We start from the raw sequence: 17120 nt of genomic DNA on the forward strand, positions 1-17120 counted from the left end.
ATTTCAGGCCCGCGCCCGCGCTTCCGCAGGGGCCGCCTTCGCCTTCCGCCGCTCCGCCCAATCCTCCAGCCAGTCGCGGCTCTGCATTTCGATCAGTCGTGAGGCCGTGCGCTCGAATTCGAACACCTCGACGCCGCGCTTGGCCACATAAAGCTCGTGCGGCGGCGCCTCGGCGCTCACCACAAGGCGCGTATGATGGTCGTAGAGCGTGTCGATCAACAGGATGAAACGCTTTGCCTCGTTGCGCTTGCCTTCACCCAGCACCGGCACATGGTCGATGAAGACGGTCGAAAACCGGCCGGCGATGGCCAAATAATCGCGCGCGCCGAGTGGCTTTTCGCAGAGATCGGCGAAAGCGAAACGCGCGGCATCGCCGGCGGCGGCCGGCACCGCGACCTTGCGGCCCTTCAGCGTCAGCGAGGTCTCGGCCGTCGCCGCCCCGCGCGTCATCGCCTGCCAGGCCTCGTCGAGCGCCTGGTCGGCCGCCGCATCCGCAGGCGTGACATAGACTGGCGTGCGGGCGAGCTTTTCCAGCCGGTAGTCCTTATCGCTGTCCAGCGACAGCACCTGCGTGTGGCGTTCCAATATGGCGATGAACGGCAGGAAAAGCTGGCGGTTCAACCCGTCACGGTAAAGGTTTTGCGGCGCCACGTTCGAGGTAGCGACCAGCACGACCCCATTGGCGAACAGCGCCGAGAACAGTCTGGACAGGATCATGGCGTCGGCGATGTCGGTGACCGAGAACTCGTCGAAGCACAGCACCCAGGCCTGCTCGGCGAGCGCCTTGGCCACCGACTGGATCGGATCGTCTTCCCTGGCCGTGCCCTCCTTGCGCGCCTGCCTGTGCTTCTGAATGCGGTCCTGAACGTCGGCCATGAAGTCGTTGAAATGGACGCGGCGCTTGCGCCTGACCGGCAAGAGCTCGAAGAACATGTCCATCAGCATGGTCTTGCCGCGGCCGACGCCGCCATGGATGTAGAGGCCCTTGACCGCCTCATGCGTCTCGCGCTTGCGGGCAAACAGCCAGCCCAGCGCACTGGACTTGTGCGCCAGCCGCTTGGCCGAGATCTCCACGGTCAGCCGGTCGAGCGCAGCGGCGATCCCTTCCTGCGCGGCATCGCGTCCGATCGCGCCGGTTTCCACCAGATGATCGTAGCGTTGCCTGACGGTCGCATGGGTCTGGAGGCCGTCACGCAGATGCATCGGTCACGTCGTGTTCAAAGCAGGACGCCCAAGAGAGAGCGAGAGGGCGCATGTTGGGATTTCGGGTCAGGCCGAGCCGCCATTCGCAGGCCGGCATCGCCTGAATATCAGCATACCCTAGCCTATCTTGTAAGCGAGATCGGCTGCCCGTTGGAAGTCTGGCCGTCGAATTTCGAGCCGCCCGACGAATAGAGCCGCGCCAGCGAGCCGCCGTTCTCGTCATAAAGCGTCAGCTGCTTGCCGGCGACGTTCCACGACTTGATGCCATCGATCGGCGCCGGGCAATGCAGCGGTCCGGCGCGGAAGCCGGCGCCGAACTTGGTCTGCGGCGTCGCCACCTTGCAGCTCTGGCCTGAGACGCTGACGTTCCAGACACCGGCGACGCTTGCCGCGTTGAGATCCGCGGCGCCTGCCGGCGCCGCACCATCCGGCGGCAGCGAGGCAACCTGCGTGTTCGCCGGCGCGGTCGGGAATTGCGACGGGTCGGTGGTGCCGGGCGAGGCCGGCGGCGGCAGCTGATTCGAGCTCACCTGGCCGGCAGGCGCCGGCTGCAACGGTGCTGGTTGCTGGTCGTCCATCGACGAGAAGCGTGAGGTTGAGCAGCCGCTCGCAACGAGTGCCGCCAGGGATACGGCCACCAGGCCGCCTTTCGAAAAATTCATTACAACCTCCGTCGGATTCGGCTGGGGGGACGCCGTCCGCGCAATCTCACCTCCACCAAGATGGAGAAGGTGGCGAAATTTCAACCCGATATGGTTAAAATAGGGTTTGCGGAACGAATTGTTGCAAATTTACCGCACTCATCCGGCGAGCGGCGCGCTCGGCACGAACACATATCCGTCCGGTCCAACGATATAGCACTCGCGCAGACCATGCGGTTTGTCGATCGCGCCGGCCAGCACGATGTGGCCATGGTCCAGCGCCGCCGCCTCGACCGCGTCGGGATCGGCGCCATAAAGGCGCAGTTCAATGCCGGCGCCGCGCGTCTCGGCGCCCGTAATGGAGCCCGTCATCGGATTGTCGAGATAGGAATGGTCGGCATGCAGCATGAACACCGACCCCAGAAGCTCGATCGCGGCGAAATCCTCGTCAGCATAGACGATGCGGGCGCCAAGCACGTCGCGGCAGAAGGCTTCCATCGCCGCCATGTCCGATACCAGCAGATTGACGCCGATGCCGCGCGGCAGCGAACGGCCGAAATCCTCGGCTTTCATCCAGGGCGTCTTGGTCCGCTTCATCGCCATGGCGTCTTCCTCCTGATCTGATCCTAGCCGAGACCGCTTCGCCGCCCTTGGCCTTCGGCCGGCAAACGCTTGCGCCAGCCGCGGCGGGGCTTATGTCTAGATGTGAGCAGTTCCAGGAAAAGCGGTTTTCCCGGGAAAAATGCGTAGCGCTTTCCCCAGGGAGTGCGTGAAAAAAGAGTTCACCGAAACCCGCTGGAGCGCAGACCTTGGCCGCGAAACAGAAAGCCGCCAACCGTTACTACAGCGGCCCGCCCAGCGATCATTTCGACGGCACCCTGTTCTTCAATCCCGGCGGCCGGATGCCCGGCCCCTTCACGGACCTGTTGAAATGGCAGTTCAGCGGCCAACGCGCGAAATGGCCGGCTGCCAGCTCGAGCCCCTTTGCGCAGGCAAAGCCGGTCGCGACGGTTCTAGGCGCCGATCTGACCGTGACCATGGTCGGCCATGCTACCTTGCTGATCCAGACCGCCGGGCTGAACATCCTCACCGATCCGGTCTGGTCGCGACGCACCTCGCCGTTCTCCTTTGTGGGACCCAGACGCGTCAATCCGCCGGGTATCGCTTTTGGCGATCTGCCGGCGATCGACCTCGTGCTGGTCAGCCACAACCATTACGACCATCTCGACCTTGCCACGCTGGGGAAGTTGAAGAAGACGCACGATCCGCTGGTGGTGACGCCGCTCGGTAACGATGCCATCATCGCCGCCGCCGTGCCCGGCATGCGGCTTTCCGCGCATGACTGGGGCGACAGGGTCGATGCCGGCGAAGGCACCGCCATCCACGTCGAGCCCGCGCATCACTGGTCGGCGCGCGGGGCGCGCGACCGGCGCATGGCATTGTGGGCCGGCTTCGTCATCGAGACGCCGGGCGGAAAGATCTATTTTGCCGGCGATACCGGCTTCCACGATGGCATCAACTACCGGCTGATGGCGGAAAAACATGGCGGGTTCCGTTTCGCCATCCTGCCGATCGGTGCCTACGAGCCACGCTGGTTCATGGCGCCGCAGCACCAGAACCCCGAGGAAGCGGTCCAGGGCATGTTGTTGTGCGACGCCGCCTTCGCCGCCGGCTGCCATTGGGGCACCTTCCAGCTCACCGACGAGCCATTCGACGAGCCGGTCCGGAAACTGGTCGAAGCACTGGACGCCGAAGGCCTGCCGCGAGAGCATTTCCGTGCCTTGCGGCCCGGCGAAGTCTGGGAAGTGCCCCGGATTTGATAGCCTCGGGAACCCAAGCTCGACAGCCGCGTTCTTCAACCGGTTTCAATGTGTTCGGCTTGCGAGGCGTTCCCATGCTTAGATGGATCATCATTCTCCTGATCATCGCCGCCGCGGCGAGCCTGCTCGGCATGCCGGCGCTGGCCGGCGCCGCCGCCACCGGCGCGCGTATTCTCATCGGCATCGTGCTCATCATCTTCCTGTTGATCTTGTTCGGGGTCTTCGCGGTGACGTAAGACCGGCTTCCCCGTGATCCGGCGCCTTCGCCGTGATGTCGGTCCGGCGCTTCGCCGTGATGTCGGTCCGGCGCCTTCGCCGTGAACGCGGCTGCGCACTGGTAATTCCTGCCCGTTTCCGCCATATAGCGCCGAACGGACATGGAATTTTCGGAGCAATGGCAGGCACGGCCCCTTTCGCCAAGATGAACGGCATCGGCAATGAGATCATCGTTGCCGACATGCGCGGCCGTGCGGATCGGGTGACGGCCGCGGCTGCCATCGCGCTCAATGGCGACGCGGCGACGCGGTTCGACCAAATCATGGCGATCCATGACGCCAGGACGGCGGGCACCGCCTATTTCGTCGATATCCTGAATTCAGACGGGTCCGGCGCGCAGGCTTGCGGCAACGGCATGCGCTGCGTCGTCCAGGCCCTGGCCGCCGAGACCGGCGAGAAGACCTTCACCTTCGAGACAGTGGCCGGCGTCCTCAATGCCCGCGAACATGCCGACGGCTCGATTTCGGTCGACATGGGCACGCCGCGCTTCGGCTGGCGGGATATTCCGCTGGCCGAGGAGTTCCGCGACACCCGCATGATCGAATTGCAGGTCGGCCCGATCGACGCGCCGGTGCTGCATTCGCCCTCCGCCGTCTCGATGGGCAATCCGCACGCCATCTTCTGGGTCGACGCCGACGTTTGGAATTATGAACTCGACCGTTTCGGCCCGCTGCTCGAAAACCATCCGATCTTTCCTGAGCGCGCCAACATAACCATCGCGCAGGTGACCTCACCCGACAGCATGATCATCCGCACCTGGGAGCGCGGCGCCGGCCTGACCAAGGCTTGCGGCACCGCCTCCTGCGCGGCTGTCGTTGCAGCGGCCCGCACCAGGCGCACCGGCCGCAGCGTCAACCTTTTGACCCCCGGCGGCGGCACGCTGCATGTCGAGTGGCGCGATGACGACCACGTCATCCTGACCGGCGCGGCCGAATGGGAATTTTCCGGCAGCTTCGATCCGTCGACCGGACAATGGGCCCGCGATACCGAAAGCGCGGCCTGATGTCCGCTCTTGCCAAAGGCGTCGACGTGGCGAAGCAGCCCGGCCGCATCGACGTGGTGACCTTCGGCTGCCGCCTCAACACCTACGAGTCCGAAGTGATGCGGCGCGAGGCCGAAACTGCCGGCCTCGCCGCGCTGGCAGGTGGCGCCGTGATCTTCAACACCTGCGCCGTCACCGGCGAAGCGGTGCGCCAGGCCAGGCAGGCGATCCGCAAGGCGCGCCGCGACAACCCGGCCGCGCGCATCATCGTCACCGGCTGCGCCGCGCAGACCGAGCCCGAAAAATTCGCCGCCATGGACGAGGTCGATCTCGTGCTTGGCAATGAGGAGAAGCTCAAGGCCAACTCCTATCGCGCGCTGCCCGATTTCGGCGTCAACGACACCGAGAAGGCGCGCGTCAACGACATCTTCTCGGTGCGCGAGACCGCCGGCCACATGGTCGACGCCATCGAGGGCCGGGCACGTGCCTTCGTGCAGGTGCAGAACGGCTGCGACCATCGCTGCACCTTCTGCATCATCCCCTATGGCCGCGGCAATTCGCGCTCGGTGCCGATGGGCGCCGTGGTCGAGCAGGTCAAGCGGCTGGCGGGCAACGGTTATGCCGAGATCGTGCTGACCGGCGTCGACATGACTTCTTTCGGAGCCGACTTGCCGGGTGCGCCGAAGCTCGGCAAGCTTGTGAAGACCATCCTCAGGCAGGTGCCCGACGTGAGGCGGCTCAGGCTGTCCTCCATCGATTCGATCGAGGCCGACGAGGACTTGCTCGACGCCATCGCCACCGAGCCGCGGCTGATGCCGCATCTGCATCTGTCGCTGCAGTCGGGTGACGACATGATCCTGAAGCGCATGAAGCGCCGGCATCTGCGCGATCAGTCGATCCGCTTTTGCGAGGATGTGCGCAAGCTGCGTCCGGGTATTGTTTTCGGCGCCGACATCATCGCGGGCTTCCCGACCGAGACCGACGCCATGTTCGAGAATTCGCTGGAGATCGTCGAGGAATGCGGCCTGACCCATCTCCACGTCTTTCCGTTTTCACCGCGCGAAGGCACACCCGCCGCGCGCATGCCGCAGGTTCGCCGCGAGCTGGTCAAGCAGCGCGCCGCCCGGCTGCGCGCCGCCGGCGAAGCGGCCTATGTCAGGCACCTGTCTTCGCTTGCCGGCAGCCGCCAGTCGATCCTAATCGAGCGCGACGGTCTTGGCCGCACCGAAGGGTTCACGCTTGCCGCACTCGGCACCGGCGCGCCGGGAGAGATCGTCGAAGCTGATATAACCGGCCACGATGGCGCTCGGCTGATGGCGACGCCGCTTGCCGCCCACGCCGCCTGAGAACGCAAAAGCATGGCTGGTTTTTTCAAGAAGATATTTTCGTTCGGCAAGAAGGAGGTCGTCGAGGAGCGGATCGACGAGACCGCCCCGCTGCCGCCGATCAATTGGGACCAGCTCGACGCGCTGAAGCCGGCGGCCGAGCAGGCCCTGCCGGAGTTTTTGAAGCGCGAGGAGCCTGCGGCGGAAGCCGCGCCGGCGGCCGCGCCCCGTCCTCCCGTTGAGGAGGAGGAGGTAAGGCCAGCGCCCGCCGAGGAGCCAACACCGGAGCCTGCCCCGACCATTCCGCCCGCGCCGGAGCCGATCGTTCCGTCTACCCCGGAGCCTTTGCCTGAACCCAAGCCCGCGGAAGTGCCAAAGCCTGCTCCGGAAACCCCTGCCGAGCCGCCTGCGCCCGAGAAAATTCCGACGCGGCCCGCCGTTCCGGAGCCAACGCCCGAACCGCGGCCGCAAGAGGTGCCCCCGCCCGCGCCATCCGAGCCGGAGATCGTTCCCTCGCGTCCCGAGAGGCAACCGGAACCCGCGCCCGTCGAAGTGCCGACGCCACCCGTGGAAGTGCCGGCCGAGGTGCCCGCACCGGTCGAGGTGCCACCGGCGGCGCCGGTTGAAGTGCCTCCGTCGGCCGGCGTCGAGCAGGCGGCTTCAGAGGCCGGCGCCGCCCCTCATCCGCCTGCCGGCACCTTCTCCCCGTATAGGGACGGGGAGAAGGAAGAGGTCCTTCCAACGCCAGCGGCCAAAACCGAGCCAGGCATTCCACCAGCGGAAATCGCGCCACCCATCCGCCAGCCGGCGCCGGTCGAAACACAACCGGTCATTGCCGAGATCGCGCCCGAGCCTCAATCGGTTCCGCAACTCGCCCCGGAGGCAAAACCCGCGCCCGGCAAGGTGACGGTTGCCAAGAAGGTCGAGCAGAAGGCCGAGCCGCAGAAGGCGCCCGAGCCGGCGCCGAGGCGATCCTGGTTCCAGCGCATGCGGGACGGGCTTGCCCGGTCTTCGCGCGAGCTGACCGGCAACATTGCCGGCGTCTTCACCAAGCGCAAACTGGACGAGGAGACGCTGCAGGACCTGGAGGACGTGCTGATCCGCGCCGATCTTGGCGTGGAAACGGCGCTGCGCGTCACTGATTCACTGGCCTCCAGCCGCTACGGCAAGGACGTCTCCGATACAGAGGTGCGCGCGGTCATGGCGGCCGAGGTGGAGAAGGTGCTCGCCCCGGTCGCGAAATCGCTCGAGCTCGACCTCTCGCACAAGCCGCATGTCATCCTGGTCGTCGGCGTCAACGGCACCGGAAAGACCACGACGATCGGCAAGCTCGCCGCCAAGCTGACCGATGGCGGCCTGTCGGTGATGCTGGCCGCCGGCGACACGTTTCGCGCCGCCGCCATCGAACAGCTGAAGATCTGGGGCGAACGCACGAAATCGCCCGTCATTGCCTCCAAGCTCGGTGCCGATGCCGCCGGTCTCGCCTACGACGCCTTCGAGAGGGCTAAGGAGGCAGGCTCGGACGTGCTGATCATCGACACCGCCGGCCGGCTGCAAAACAAGACCGAACTGATGGCGGAGCTGGAAAAGATCGTCCGTGTGCTGGGCAAGCTCGATCCCGAAGCGCCGCACACGGTGCTGCAGACGGTCGACGCCACCACCGGCCAGAACGCGCTCAACCAGGTTGAGATCTTCCGCAATGTCGCCGGCGTCAACGGCCTGGTGATGACCAAGCTGGACGGCACGGCGCGCGGCGGTATTCTGGTGGCGATAGCGGCAAAGCACAGATTGCCGGTCTATTTCATCGGTGTCGGCGAACAGGTCGACGACCTCGAACCTTTCTCGGCAAGCGAATTCGCCAGGGCGATCGCTGGAGTGGCTTGAACAAGCACGATGCCGGAAGTGAGGCTTCCGGATTGGATCGTGCGTTAGAAGGATACCATGAACCCACCCATTCTCGAACGCGATCCGTCCGACCCGCAGAAAGAGAAGAAGGAAGGCGTCAATCCCGTGCTCAAGCTGGTGCTGGAGCTCGGGCCCTTGATGGTGTTCTTCTTCGCCAATGCGCGCGGCGAGTGGCTGACGCAGAAATTACCCGTTTTGGCTGAATTCGGCGGCCCGATCTTCGTCGCCACCGGCCTGTTCATGGCCGCGACCGCGATCGCGTTGATCGCCTCATGGCTGCTCACCCGCACCTTGCCGATCATGCCTATGGTGTCGGGCGTGGTCGTCTTCATCTTCGGCGCGCTGACGCTCTATCTGCAGGACGACATCTTCATCAAGATGAAGCCGACCATCGTCAACACGCTGTTCGGCGGCGTGCTGCTCGGCGGCCTGTACTTCGGCCGCTCGCTGCTCGGCTATGTCTTCGAGTCCGCCTTCAAACTCGATGCCGAAGGCTGGCGCAAGCTCACCTTCCGCTGGGGCCTGTTCTTCCTGTTTCTGGCCGTCGTCAACGAAGTCGTCTGGCGCAATTTTTCCACCGACGCCTGGGTTACCTTCAAGGTCTGGGGCATCATGCCGATCACGCTTCTGTTCACCTTCAGCCAGATGCCGCTGATCCTGCGCCATTCGCTCGACGACAAGACCGGCGGGGAAGAGAAAGCCGGCAAATAAGGCAGGGACTAAAGGGGAGAGCCATGGAATTCGTCACCACCGGGAAGAGCTGCGGACGATCTACAAGACCCCGCGCCCGGCCGATGGCTCGATCCGCAAGGAACTGAAGGCGCTCGACGGCCATTGCCGCTCCTTCATCGGCAAGAGCCCGTTCGTGCTGATCGGCTCGTCCGATGGCGAAGGCAATGCCGATGTGACCCCGAAAGGCGACAAGCCCGGCTTCACCGCCATTCTCGACGAGAAGACGATCGCCATCCCCGACCGGCCCGGCCAACCGGCTGGATACGCTGGAGAACATCCTGCGCAATCCCTCGGTCGGGCTGCTCTTCCTCATCCCGGGCATGAACGAGACGCTGCGCGTCAACGGCGAAGCCCGCATCACCGTGGATGCCACTTTGCGCGAGCGCCTCGCGGTCGACGGCAAGGCGCCGCAAAGCGTCATCGTGGTCGCCGTCAAGGCCGCCTACATGCATTGCGCCAAGGCCTTCATGCGCTCCGATTTGTGGAAGCCGGAGAGCTGGTACGACCGCGCGACGCTGCCGACGCTCGGCCAGATCCTGCGCGACCAACTGGCATTGGCCGATTCGGCCGAGGCGACCGATCGTTGGCTGGACGACGAGTACAAGCAGACGATGTGGTAGGGTTTTCGGCCACGATTCGCCCGGACCTGTCCATCTTGCTCAATCTTCTTGCCATCTCAGGCAGCCTGCGGGCGGCCTCCACCAATTCGGCCCTGGTCGCGGCGTTGGCGTTGAACGCGCCCGAGGGCTGTCGCGTCACCGTCTATGACGGACTTGGCCGCCTGCCGATCTTCAACCCCGACGATGAGGGTGAGCGGACGCCACGCGATGCTTCCGATCTGATCGACGCCGTCACCGGCGCCGACGGCATCATCGTCTCCTGCCCCGAATATGCCCATGGCGTGCCGGGCGGACTGAAGAACGCGCTCGACTGGCTGGTCTCGCGCGACGCCGCCGTTGCCAAGCCGGCCATGCTCGCGCACGCCTCGCCGCGTTCCCTCTATGCCCGCGCGGCTTTGGCCGAGATCATGCGCACCATGTCGTTCGCGCTTTATGATGGCGGACCGGAGATCGCCCTGCTCGGCAAGAAGCCGCCGGAGGTGGCGAGCATTCTGGGGGAGCCGGCGAACGTGCTGGCCATGCGTGACGCGCTGGCTGCCTTCGCGGATTTCATTCGCTCGCGTTGAGCGACGACCCCTCTTCCGCCGCCCTACTTCTTCGCCCGCAACGTCTCGACATCGGTCTTGCCGACATACCAGTCGCGGGCGTTGACTTCCTCGAAAACCACCCAGATATCGTCATTGCCAAGTCCGGTGGCGTCCATGATCGCCGCCGTGACTTTCCTGGCGATGTCAGCCTTCTTGCCTGCCGGATCGGCGGCGATCACTTCCTTGACGATGCGGATGTTGACGAATGGCATGACGTCCTCCCCTTCATTCCTGATCAGTACGTCTTGGCCCCATTCACCATCAGCCGCACCGAATAAAGCGAAGTGGTGCCGGCGATATAGAGGCAGTTCAGCTTGGCGCCGCCGAACACGCAATTGGCGGTCACCTCCGGCACCTTGACCTTGCCGATCAGAGTGCCGTCCGGATCGTAGCAATGGATGCCGTCGAAGGCGCTGGTCCAGATACGCCCGTCGGCATCGAGCCGAAAGCCGTCGAACAGGCCGGCGGTGCAGTCGGCGAACACCTTGCCGCCCGAAACCTTCTTGCCGTGCTTGCCGACATTGAACACCCGCATATGCGCCGGATTCTGCGCGCCATGCGTGCGGCCGGTGTCGACGACATAGAGCAGGCTTTCATCGAGCGAGAAGGCAAGCCCGTTCGGCCTGACCATATCGGTGATCACGGCTTCGACCTCACCACTGTCGGGATCGACGCGGTAGACATGGCAGGCGCCGATCTCGCTCTCGGCCTTGTCACCCTCATAGTCGGTGTCGATGCCATAGGTCGGGTCGGTAAACCAGATCGAGCCGTCGGACTTCACCACCGCGTCGTTGGGCGAGTTCAGCCTTTTGCCCTTCCATTTGGCGGCGACTGTGGTGACCGAGCCGTCATGCTCGGTGCGGCTGACGCGGCGGCCCGAATGCTCGCATGTGACCAGCCGGCCCTGCCGGTCGACGGTGTTGCCGTTGGAGTTGCCCGACGGCTGGCGGAACACGCTGACGCTGCCATCGGTTTCGTCAAAGCGCAGCATGCGGTTGTTCGGAATGTCGGACCACACGACATAGCGGCCGGCGGCGAACCAGGCCGGCCCTTCCGCCCAGCGGCAGCCGGTGAACAGTTTCTCCACTTGCGCGCTGCCGTTGAACAGGCGCGCGAAACGCGGATCGAGAATTTCGTAATAGTCTGCGGCCGCCATGCATTTCCTCCCGGCATCACGTGACGCCGGATCAAGCCAGCCCGCGACCGATCTGGCAAGACGGGCTATCAGCAATTTGTAAGACAAAACGGACAGGACGTGCCTTAGGAGGCCATTAACCGGCTATGCGCTGTGTGCAATGGTGCATTGCGACATCTTCTTTTTGCAATGCACCATTACTATGTCATGTTCCGTATCGATCAAGGGAGGAAGAACCAGCCGCCAGAATGCGGCACAGAAGGAACCTTGCTATGATCTTCAACGATCTCATGACCCGCGCTCGCAGCAGCATCGCCAAGCGCAAGCACTACAACCGCCTCGTCGCCGAAATCGACAGCTTCTCCAGCCGCGATCTGGCCGACATGCGGGCCGACCGCTCGGAAATGCTCTACCAGATCCACAAGCAGATCTACGGCTGAGCTTTTCAGACGGAGGCGGGGCACCGCCCCTCACCCGGATTGCCAAACCGAATTGCAAAAGCAATTCGGGCAATCCGACCTCTCCCCAAGGGGAGAGGAGCTAACTTGCATCAACGCCCCTGTCTCTTCTTCCCTCGGGGAGAAGGTGGCCGCGTAGCGGCCGGATGAGGGGGCGCCGCTGCATCAACCGGGCGCCGCCAGCGCCTTGTCGATCTGCGGCAGTAGAAGTTCCTTGGCGGACTCCGCCGTCAGGGGGCCGACATGCTTGTAGGCTATTTTGCCATCCTTGCCGATGACGAAGGTTTCCGGCACGCCATAGACGCCCCAGTCGATCGCCGTGCGGCCGGCTTCGTCGACGCCGATCGCCTGGAACGGATTGCCGAGGTCGCCGAGGAAGCGGCGGGCGTTTTCCGGCCGGTCCTTGTAATTCAGCGCCGCCATCACGAACCGCTTGTCCTGCGCCAACGCCAGAAGCACCGGGTGCTCTTCCCGGCATGGGGCGCACCACGATGCAAAGACGTTGACCAGCGTGACCTTGCCGGCGAAGGCCTTCGAATCGAGCCCCGGCAGATTGCTGCCCTCCAGGGGCGGCAGGTTGGTTTGCGGTGCTGGCAGGCCGATCAAGGCCGACGGCACTTCCGAGACATCGCGTCCAGACAACAGCTGCGCCAGGAACAGTCCGGCCAGGCCGAGGAAGACCAGCAACGGCAAGAATACAAACAGGCGGCGACGGCCCGGCGGCGGCGTTTCGATTTCGCTGCTCACGGCTTTCCCGCCCCGGTCTTGTCGGAACGGCGGCGCACGCCAGCCGCCTCGAGTTCGGCAAGCTCGCGCTTGCGCGCCCGCTGGTCGATGAGGATCCAGCCGATCAGTCCGGCGAGCACCACTGCGGTGATGGCATAGGCGGCGGTGACGAAGAGGGCGTGCGGGCTCATGCCGGCCGCCTCCTTGGCATGCCGCCCGCCAACCCGATCCGTTCGCTGCGCTCGATCATGCCTTCCCTTAGCCTCGCGCCACGGCCCGCGCAATCGGCCGCCACGCCGCAGCCTGTGCCGCTCGTGGCCACCTCAATCCGTGCCATGACGCAATGCAAGCGCCGCGGCCACGGGGCCCAGCACCGCAAGAAACAAGGTCAGCGCGGCAAGAATGAGGAAGGGCTGCAGGAACGGGTCCGGGTTGGCCGTCGCGCCATAGCTCGCCGAAACGCCGAAGATCAGCACCGGGATGGTCAGCGGCAGCACCAGGACCGAGATCAGGAGCCCGCCACGCGGCAGCGCCACCGCCACCGCGGCTCCCACAGCGCCGATGAAGGTGATGGCCGGCGTGCCGACCAGAAGCGTCAACGCCGTGGCGCCGATGGCCAACGGCTCCATGTTCATGAACAGGCCGAGCAGGGGCGCGGCGGCCACCAGCGGCAAGACGCTGCCCGCCCAGTGCGCCACACATTTCACCAGCACCGTCAGCGCCAGCATGTGCCGGTCGTTACCGAGCACCAGCAGATCGAGCGAGCCGTCCTCGCGGTCGGCCTGGAACAGCCGGTCGAGCCCGAGCAGGCAGGCAAGCAGCGCGCCGATCCACAGGATCGCCGGACCGATGCGGGCCAAAAGCTTGAGGTCAGGACCGACGCCGAAGGGGATGGTGGCGATGACGGCCAGGAAGAAGATGACGCCGGTCAGCGCGCCGCCGCCGGCGCGGATCGAGAGGCGGATGTCGCGGAGGAGGAGGGCTAGCACGGGCGCGACGCCTCTGCGGCTTTGCGACACTTTCTCCAACGATGGTGGAACGCGGCCTGCATTATCCGGCCTCCCCCATCGCCAACGCCTTCGCCCCCTCCAATCCCAGCGGCAGATGCGTTGCCGCCACGATCATACCGCCATCCGCGCGATGCGCCGTCATCAGCCCCGCGAACCGCGCCTCCGAAGCCTTGTCCAGCCCAGCCGTCGGTTCATCCAGCAGCCACACCGGCCGGTGGCTGACCAGAAGCTTCGCGATCGCCGCGCGTCGTCGCTGTCCGGTCGAGAGATAGCCGAACGGCAGATGGCCGATGCCGCCCAGCCCGACCGTTTCCAGCGCCTCCTCGACATCGAGCCGGCCTTCGCCATGGAACTCCCGCCAGAAACGCAAATTCTCCGTCACGCTCAGCGCCGTCTTCATCGCGTTCTGATGGCCGAGATAGTGGCAGGCGGAGGCGATAGAGGGGAATTCCTCGCCGCCGCCTTCGAGCAGCACACGCCCTTCGGCTTTCGGCAGCAGGCCGGCGACCACCCTGAGCAAGGTCGATTTGCCCGAACCGTTCGGCCCGGTGACGACCAGCGCCTGCCCGGCCTCCAGCGCAAACCCGATGCCGGAAAACACCGCCGCGCCGCTGCGCTCACCGCCCAGATTTTCGGCGATCAGCCGCATCCCGTACCTGTCTCTCGAACGAAGCGGCACGGTCGCTGCCGCATCGCACAAATTTGCTTTGCAACTGTCTAGAACTATTCCAGAAAATTCTCTATATGCGGGTCATCCGTGCCAGCGGTCGGCGCGGGAACAGAATTAGCGCCGAACCAGCGCACGCGCCGCCTTGAACGGCTCGGGTTGCTTGGGAACGGACAGCGGAAATGGCCGTACCCGCACCTTTGCGCGTGATTGCATGCCATCGGCGTCCGTTCCCTTTCAGGCTGAACAGACAAGGACGGATCGCACGTGTCAAAATCCCTCGACAGTTTCAATTGCCGCCGCACGCTGAAAGCTGGCGACGCCGAGTATGCCTATTTCGACCTCGTCGAGGCCGAGAAGAACGGCCTCACCGGCATTGCCCAGCTGCCCTATTCGATGAAGGTGCTGCTGGAAAACTTGCTTCGCAACGAGGACGGCCGCTCCGTTACCAAGGAGAGCATCCAGGCGGTCGCCGGCTGGCTGACCGACAAGGGCACCGCCGGTGTCGAGATCGCCTATCGCCCGGCCCGCGTGCTGATGCAGGATTTCACCGGCGTTCCGGCCGTGGTCGACCTCGCCGCCATGCGCGACGCCATGGCCTCGCTCGGCGGTGATCCGCAGAAGATCAACCCGCTGGTGCCGGTCGACCTCGTTATCGATCATTCCGTCATCGTCGACGAGTTCGGCACGCCGATGGCTTTCGCCCGCAACGTCGAGCTCGAGTATGAGCGCAACGAAGAGCGCTACAAGTTCCTGAAATGGGGCCAGCAGGCGTTCCGCAACTTCCGCGTCGTGCCGCCCGGCACCGGCATCTGCCACCAGGTCAACCTCGAATATCTCGGCCAGGTCGTGTGGACCAACACCGAGGACGGCGAAACGACAGCCTATCCCGACACCTGCGTCGGCACCGATTCGCACACAACCATGATCAACGGCCTTGGCGTGCTAGGCTGGGGCGTCGGCGGCATCGAGGCCGAGGCGGCCATGCTCGGCCAGCCGGTTTCCATGCTGCTACCCGAAGTTATCGGCTTCCGCCTCACCGGCAAGCTCAAGGAGGGCGTAACCGCCACCGATCTCGTGCTCACCGTCACCCAGATGCTGCGCAAGAAGGGTGTCGTCGGCAAGTTCGTCGAGTTCTTCGGCCCAGGTCTGTCCAACATGACGCTGGCCGACCGCGCCACCATCGGCAACATGGCGCCCGAATATGGCGCCACCTGCGGTTTCTTCCCGGTCGATTCCGAAACCATCCGCTATCTCACAATGTCCGGCCGCAGCGAGGATCGCATCGCCCTGGTCGAGGCCTATTCCAAGGCGCAGGGCATGTGGCGCGAGGCCGGCTCCGCCGACCCGGTCTTCACTGATCTGCTCGAACTGGAGTTGGACAGCGTCGTGCCGTCGATGGCTGGCCCCAAGCGGCCCGAAGGCCGCGTCGCGCTCGAAGGCATTCCGGCCGGCTTCGCCAAGGCGATGGAGACCGAGTACAAGAAATCGGCCGAAATCTCCAAGCGCTACGCCGTCGAAGGCACCGACCATGACCTTGGCCATGGCGACGTCGTCATCGCCGCCATCACCTCGTGCACCAACACCTCGAACCCGAGCGTGCTGATCGGCGCCGGCTTGCTTGCCCGCAACGCCAACCGCCTCGGCCTGAAGCAGAAGCCGTGGGTAAAAACCTCGCTGGCGCCTGGCAGCCAGGTGGTGGCGGAATATCTGGAAAAGTCGGGCCTGCAGAAGGAGCTCGACCAGATCGGCTTCAACTTGGTCGGCTTCGGCTGCACCACCTGCATCGGCAATTCCGGCCCGTTGCCGGCGCCGATCTCCAGGACCATCAACGACAAAGGTTTGATTGCTGCCGCGGTACTCTCCGGCAACCGCAACTTCGAGGGCCGCGTCTCGCCCGACGTGCAGGCCAATTACCTGGCGTCGCCGCCGCTGGTCGTGGCGCACGCGCTGGCCGGCACCGTCACCAAGGACCTGACCACGGAGCCGCTCGGCGACGACAGGAACGGCAATCCGGTCTATCTCAAGGACATCTGGCCGAGCTCGGCCGAGATCCAGGAGTTCATCGAGAAGAACGTCACCCGCGAGCTGTTCGCCCGCAAATATGCCGACGTCTTCAAGGGCGACGAGTACTGGCAGAACGTCAAGGCGCCGGAAGGCCAGACCTATGCCTGGGACAACGATTCGACCTATGTGCAGAACCCGCCCTACTTCGCCGGCATGACATCAGGTTTCGGCAAGATCGGCGACATCAAGGGCGCCCGCGTGCTCGGCCTCTTCGGCGACAAGATCACCACCGACCACATCTCGCCGGCGGGTTCGATCAAGGCTGCCTCGCCGGCCGGCAAATACCTCACCGACCATGGCGTCGGCGTCGCCGACTTCAACCAGTACGGCACGCGCCGCGGCAACCATGAGGTGATGATGCGCGGCACCTTCGCCAACATCCGCATCCGCAACCACATGCTGGGCGAGAACGGCCGCGAGGGCGGCTACACCATCCACTATCCCACGAAGGAAGAGGAATCGATCTACGACGCGGCGATGGAATACAAGAAGGAAGGCGTGCCGCTGGTCATCTTCGCCGGCGTCGAATACGGCAACGGCTCGTCGCGTGACTGGGCGGCCAAGGGCACCAACCTCTTGGGTGTCCGCGCCGTCATCGCTCAGTCCTTCGAACGTATCCATCGCTCGAACCTGGTCGGCATGGGCGTCATCCCCTTCGTCTTCGAGGACGGCACCTCATGGGCTTCCCTCAACCTCAAGGGCGACGAGATGGTCGAGATCGACGGGTTGAGCGCCATCAAGCCGCGCCAGACGATGGTCGCCAAGATCACCTATGGCGACGGCACGGTGAAGAACGTGCCAATCATCTGCCGCATCGATACGCTGGATGAGCTCGACTACTTCAAGAATGGCGGCATCCTGCAATACGTGCTGCGCGATCTGGCAGCGTAGAAAGCAGGGACTAAGGGAGTAGGAGCAAGGAAGCTAGGCCCGGAACGGGTAACTACTCCCCTACTCCCCTACTCC

At 64.7% G+C, this 17120-nt stretch carries 18 protein-coding genes and 1 pseudogene; 10 read left to right on the top strand and 9 right to left on the bottom strand.

Features of this window, described 5'->3' with window-relative positions:
• Window positions 1–3 precede the first annotated feature (3 nt).
• The 3 genes from zapE to FJ960_RS27735 form a co-directional block, all read right to left on the bottom strand.
• Complete coding sequence (zapE, locus tag FJ960_RS27725; protein WP_140718305.1) at window positions 4–1203, bottom strand: cell division protein ZapE; 1200 nt, start codon at window positions 1201–1203, stop codon at window positions 4–6.
• A gap of 122 nt (window positions 1204–1325) precedes the next feature.
• The gene (locus FJ960_RS27730; protein WP_140510339.1) at window positions 1326–1865 is read right to left on the bottom strand and encodes a protease inhibitor Inh/omp19 family protein; all 540 of its coding nucleotides are present in this window, start codon (window positions 1863–1865) and stop codon (window positions 1326–1328) included.
• A gap of 138 nt (window positions 1866–2003) precedes the next feature.
• Window positions 2004–2447 (bottom strand): hypothetical protein, encoded by a 444-nt coding sequence (locus FJ960_RS27735; protein ID WP_140718307.1) that lies wholly within the window; start codon window positions 2445–2447, stop codon window positions 2004–2006.
• Between the two features lie 206 nt (window positions 2448–2653).
• On the opposite strand from FJ960_RS27735, the gene FJ960_RS27740 reads away from it, so the two are divergent.
• The 8 genes and pseudogenes from FJ960_RS27740 to FJ960_RS27775 all read left to right on the top strand — a co-directional run bounded on the left by FJ960_RS27740 (window position 2654) and on the right by FJ960_RS27775 (window position 10070).
• A complete protein-coding gene (locus FJ960_RS27740) occupies window positions 2654–3664 on the top strand; it encodes an MBL fold metallo-hydrolase (RefSeq protein ID WP_140718309.1) in 1011 nt (336 codons plus the stop codon).
• A 74-nt stretch (window positions 3665–3738) separates the two neighbouring features.
• Window positions 3739–3900: a DUF1328 family protein gene (locus tag FJ960_RS27745; RefSeq protein ID WP_013892243.1), complete on the top strand. Its 162-nt coding sequence runs from the start codon at window positions 3739–3741 to the stop codon at window positions 3898–3900.
• 158 nt (window positions 3901–4058) lie between these two features.
• A complete protein-coding gene (gene dapF, locus FJ960_RS27750) occupies window positions 4059–4943 on the top strand; it encodes a diaminopimelate epimerase (RefSeq protein WP_140718311.1) in 885 nt (294 codons plus the stop codon).
• The gene (gene mtaB / locus FJ960_RS27755; RefSeq protein ID WP_140510347.1) at window positions 4943–6268 is read left to right on the top strand and encodes a tRNA (N(6)-L-threonylcarbamoyladenosine(37)-C(2))-methylthiotransferase MtaB; all 1326 of its coding nucleotides are present in this window, start codon (window positions 4943–4945) and stop codon (window positions 6266–6268) included. Before dapF ends, mtaB begins: the two co-directional genes overlap by 1 nt.
• 12 nt (window positions 6269–6280) lie before the next feature.
• Window positions 6281–8131 carry a signal recognition particle-docking protein FtsY gene (gene ftsY / locus FJ960_RS27760; protein WP_140718313.1) on the top strand — a complete coding sequence of 617 codons (1851 nt, stop codon included), beginning with the start codon at window positions 6281–6283 and terminating at the stop codon, window positions 8129–8131.
• 57 nt (window positions 8132–8188) lie between these two features.
• The gene (locus FJ960_RS27765) at window positions 8189–8863 is read left to right on the top strand and encodes a septation protein A (protein WP_140718315.1); all 675 of its coding nucleotides are present in this window, start codon (window positions 8189–8191) and stop codon (window positions 8861–8863) included.
• A gap of 23 nt (window positions 8864–8886) precedes the next feature.
• Window positions 8887–9504, top strand: a pseudogene (locus FJ960_RS27770) (pyridoxamine 5'-phosphate oxidase family protein).
• A gap of 35 nt (window positions 9505–9539) precedes the next feature.
• Window positions 9540–10070 (top strand): NADPH-dependent FMN reductase, encoded by a 531-nt coding sequence (locus tag FJ960_RS27775; protein ID WP_140718317.1) that lies wholly within the window; start codon window positions 9540–9542, stop codon window positions 10068–10070.
• Between the two features lie 23 nt (window positions 10071–10093).
• Here FJ960_RS27775 and FJ960_RS27780 read toward each other — a convergent pair whose 3' ends face one another.
• Both FJ960_RS27780 and FJ960_RS27785 read right to left on the bottom strand, forming a co-directional pair.
• Entirely contained in the window at window positions 10094–10303 is a 210-nt protein-coding gene (locus FJ960_RS27780) for a 4-oxalocrotonate tautomerase family protein (RefSeq protein ID WP_140510357.1), read from the bottom strand.
• Between the two features lie 23 nt (window positions 10304–10326).
• On the bottom strand, window positions 10327–11247 hold the full coding sequence (locus tag FJ960_RS27785; protein ID WP_027145572.1) for an SMP-30/gluconolactonase/LRE family protein: 921 nt from the start codon (window positions 11245–11247) through the stop codon (window positions 10327–10329).
• 251 nt (window positions 11248–11498) lie between these two features.
• On the opposite strand from FJ960_RS27785, the gene FJ960_RS27790 reads away from it, so the two are divergent.
• The gene (locus FJ960_RS27790; RefSeq protein ID WP_023774506.1) at window positions 11499–11666 is read left to right on the top strand and encodes a hypothetical protein; all 168 of its coding nucleotides are present in this window, start codon (window positions 11499–11501) and stop codon (window positions 11664–11666) included.
• Window positions 11667–11849: 183 nt separating this feature from the next.
• Here FJ960_RS27790 and FJ960_RS27795 read toward each other — a convergent pair whose 3' ends face one another.
• From FJ960_RS27795 to ccmA, 4 genes are all read right to left on the bottom strand, one after another.
• Entirely contained in the window at window positions 11850–12431 is a 582-nt protein-coding gene (locus tag FJ960_RS27795) for a DsbE family thiol:disulfide interchange protein (RefSeq protein WP_140510361.1), read from the bottom strand.
• Window positions 12428–12601, bottom strand: coding sequence for a heme exporter protein CcmD (ccmD, locus tag FJ960_RS27800; protein ID WP_140718319.1), 174 nt, complete (start codon window positions 12599–12601; stop codon window positions 12428–12430). The genes FJ960_RS27795 and ccmD overlap by 4 nt, the downstream gene beginning before the upstream one ends.
• A gap of 132 nt (window positions 12602–12733) precedes the next feature.
• Window positions 12734–13399, bottom strand: a complete 666-nt coding sequence (ccmB, locus tag FJ960_RS27805; RefSeq protein ID WP_140510365.1) for a heme exporter protein CcmB — start codon at window positions 13397–13399, stop codon at window positions 12734–12736.
• Window positions 13400–13460: 61 nt separating this feature from the next.
• Window positions 13461–14069: a heme ABC exporter ATP-binding protein CcmA gene (ccmA, locus tag FJ960_RS27810; protein WP_140718321.1), complete on the bottom strand. Its 609-nt coding sequence runs from the start codon at window positions 14067–14069 to the stop codon at window positions 13461–13463.
• A gap of 285 nt (window positions 14070–14354) precedes the next feature.
• On the opposite strand from ccmA, the gene acnA reads away from it, so the two are divergent.
• Window positions 14355–17045 carry an aconitate hydratase AcnA gene (gene acnA / locus FJ960_RS27815; protein WP_140510369.1) on the top strand — a complete coding sequence of 897 codons (2691 nt, stop codon included), beginning with the start codon at window positions 14355–14357 and terminating at the stop codon, window positions 17043–17045.
• The last annotated feature ends 75 nt before the right edge of the window (window positions 17046–17120 follow it).

Source organism: Mesorhizobium sp. B2-3-11, from assembly GCF_006442215.1.
GTDB lineage: Bacteria > Pseudomonadota > Alphaproteobacteria > Rhizobiales > Rhizobiaceae > Mesorhizobium > Mesorhizobium salmacidum.

Coding starts and splice junctions, on each gene's coding strand:
- zapE (WP_140718305.1), bottom strand. CDS start 1,203: ATGCATCTGCGTGACGGCCTCCAGACCCATGCGACCGTCAGGCAACGC.
- FJ960_RS27730 (WP_140510339.1), bottom strand. CDS start 1,865: ATGAATTTTTCGAAAGGCGGCCTGGTGGCCGTATCCCTGGCGGCACTC.
- FJ960_RS27735 (WP_140718307.1), bottom strand. CDS start 2,447: ATGGCGATGAAGCGGACCAAGACGCCCTGGATGAAAGCCGAGGATTTC.
- FJ960_RS27745 (WP_013892243.1), top strand. CDS start 3,739: ATGCTTAGATGGATCATCATTCTCCTGATCATCGCCGCCGCGGCGAGC.
- dapF (WP_140718311.1), top strand. CDS start 4,059: ATGGCAGGCACGGCCCCTTTCGCCAAGATGAACGGCATCGGCAATGAG.
- mtaB (WP_140510347.1), top strand. CDS start 4,943: ATGTCCGCTCTTGCCAAAGGCGTCGACGTGGCGAAGCAGCCCGGCCGC.
- ftsY (WP_140718313.1), top strand. CDS start 6,281: ATGGCTGGTTTTTTCAAGAAGATATTTTCGTTCGGCAAGAAGGAGGTC.
- FJ960_RS27765 (WP_140718315.1), top strand. CDS start 8,189: ATGAACCCACCCATTCTCGAACGCGATCCGTCCGACCCGCAGAAAGAG.
- FJ960_RS27780 (WP_140510357.1), bottom strand. CDS start 10,303: ATGCCATTCGTCAACATCCGCATCGTCAAGGAAGTGATCGCCGCCGAT.
- FJ960_RS27785 (WP_027145572.1), bottom strand. CDS start 11,247: ATGGCGGCCGCAGACTATTACGAAATTCTCGATCCGCGTTTCGCGCGC.
- FJ960_RS27790 (WP_023774506.1), top strand. CDS start 11,499: ATGATCTTCAACGATCTCATGACCCGCGCTCGCAGCAGCATCGCCAAG.
- ccmD (WP_140718319.1), bottom strand. CDS start 12,601: ATGAGCCCGCACGCCCTCTTCGTCACCGCCGCCTATGCCATCACCGCA.
- ccmA (WP_140718321.1), bottom strand. CDS start 14,069: ATGCGGCTGATCGCCGAAAATCTGGGCGGTGAGCGCAGCGGCGCGGCG.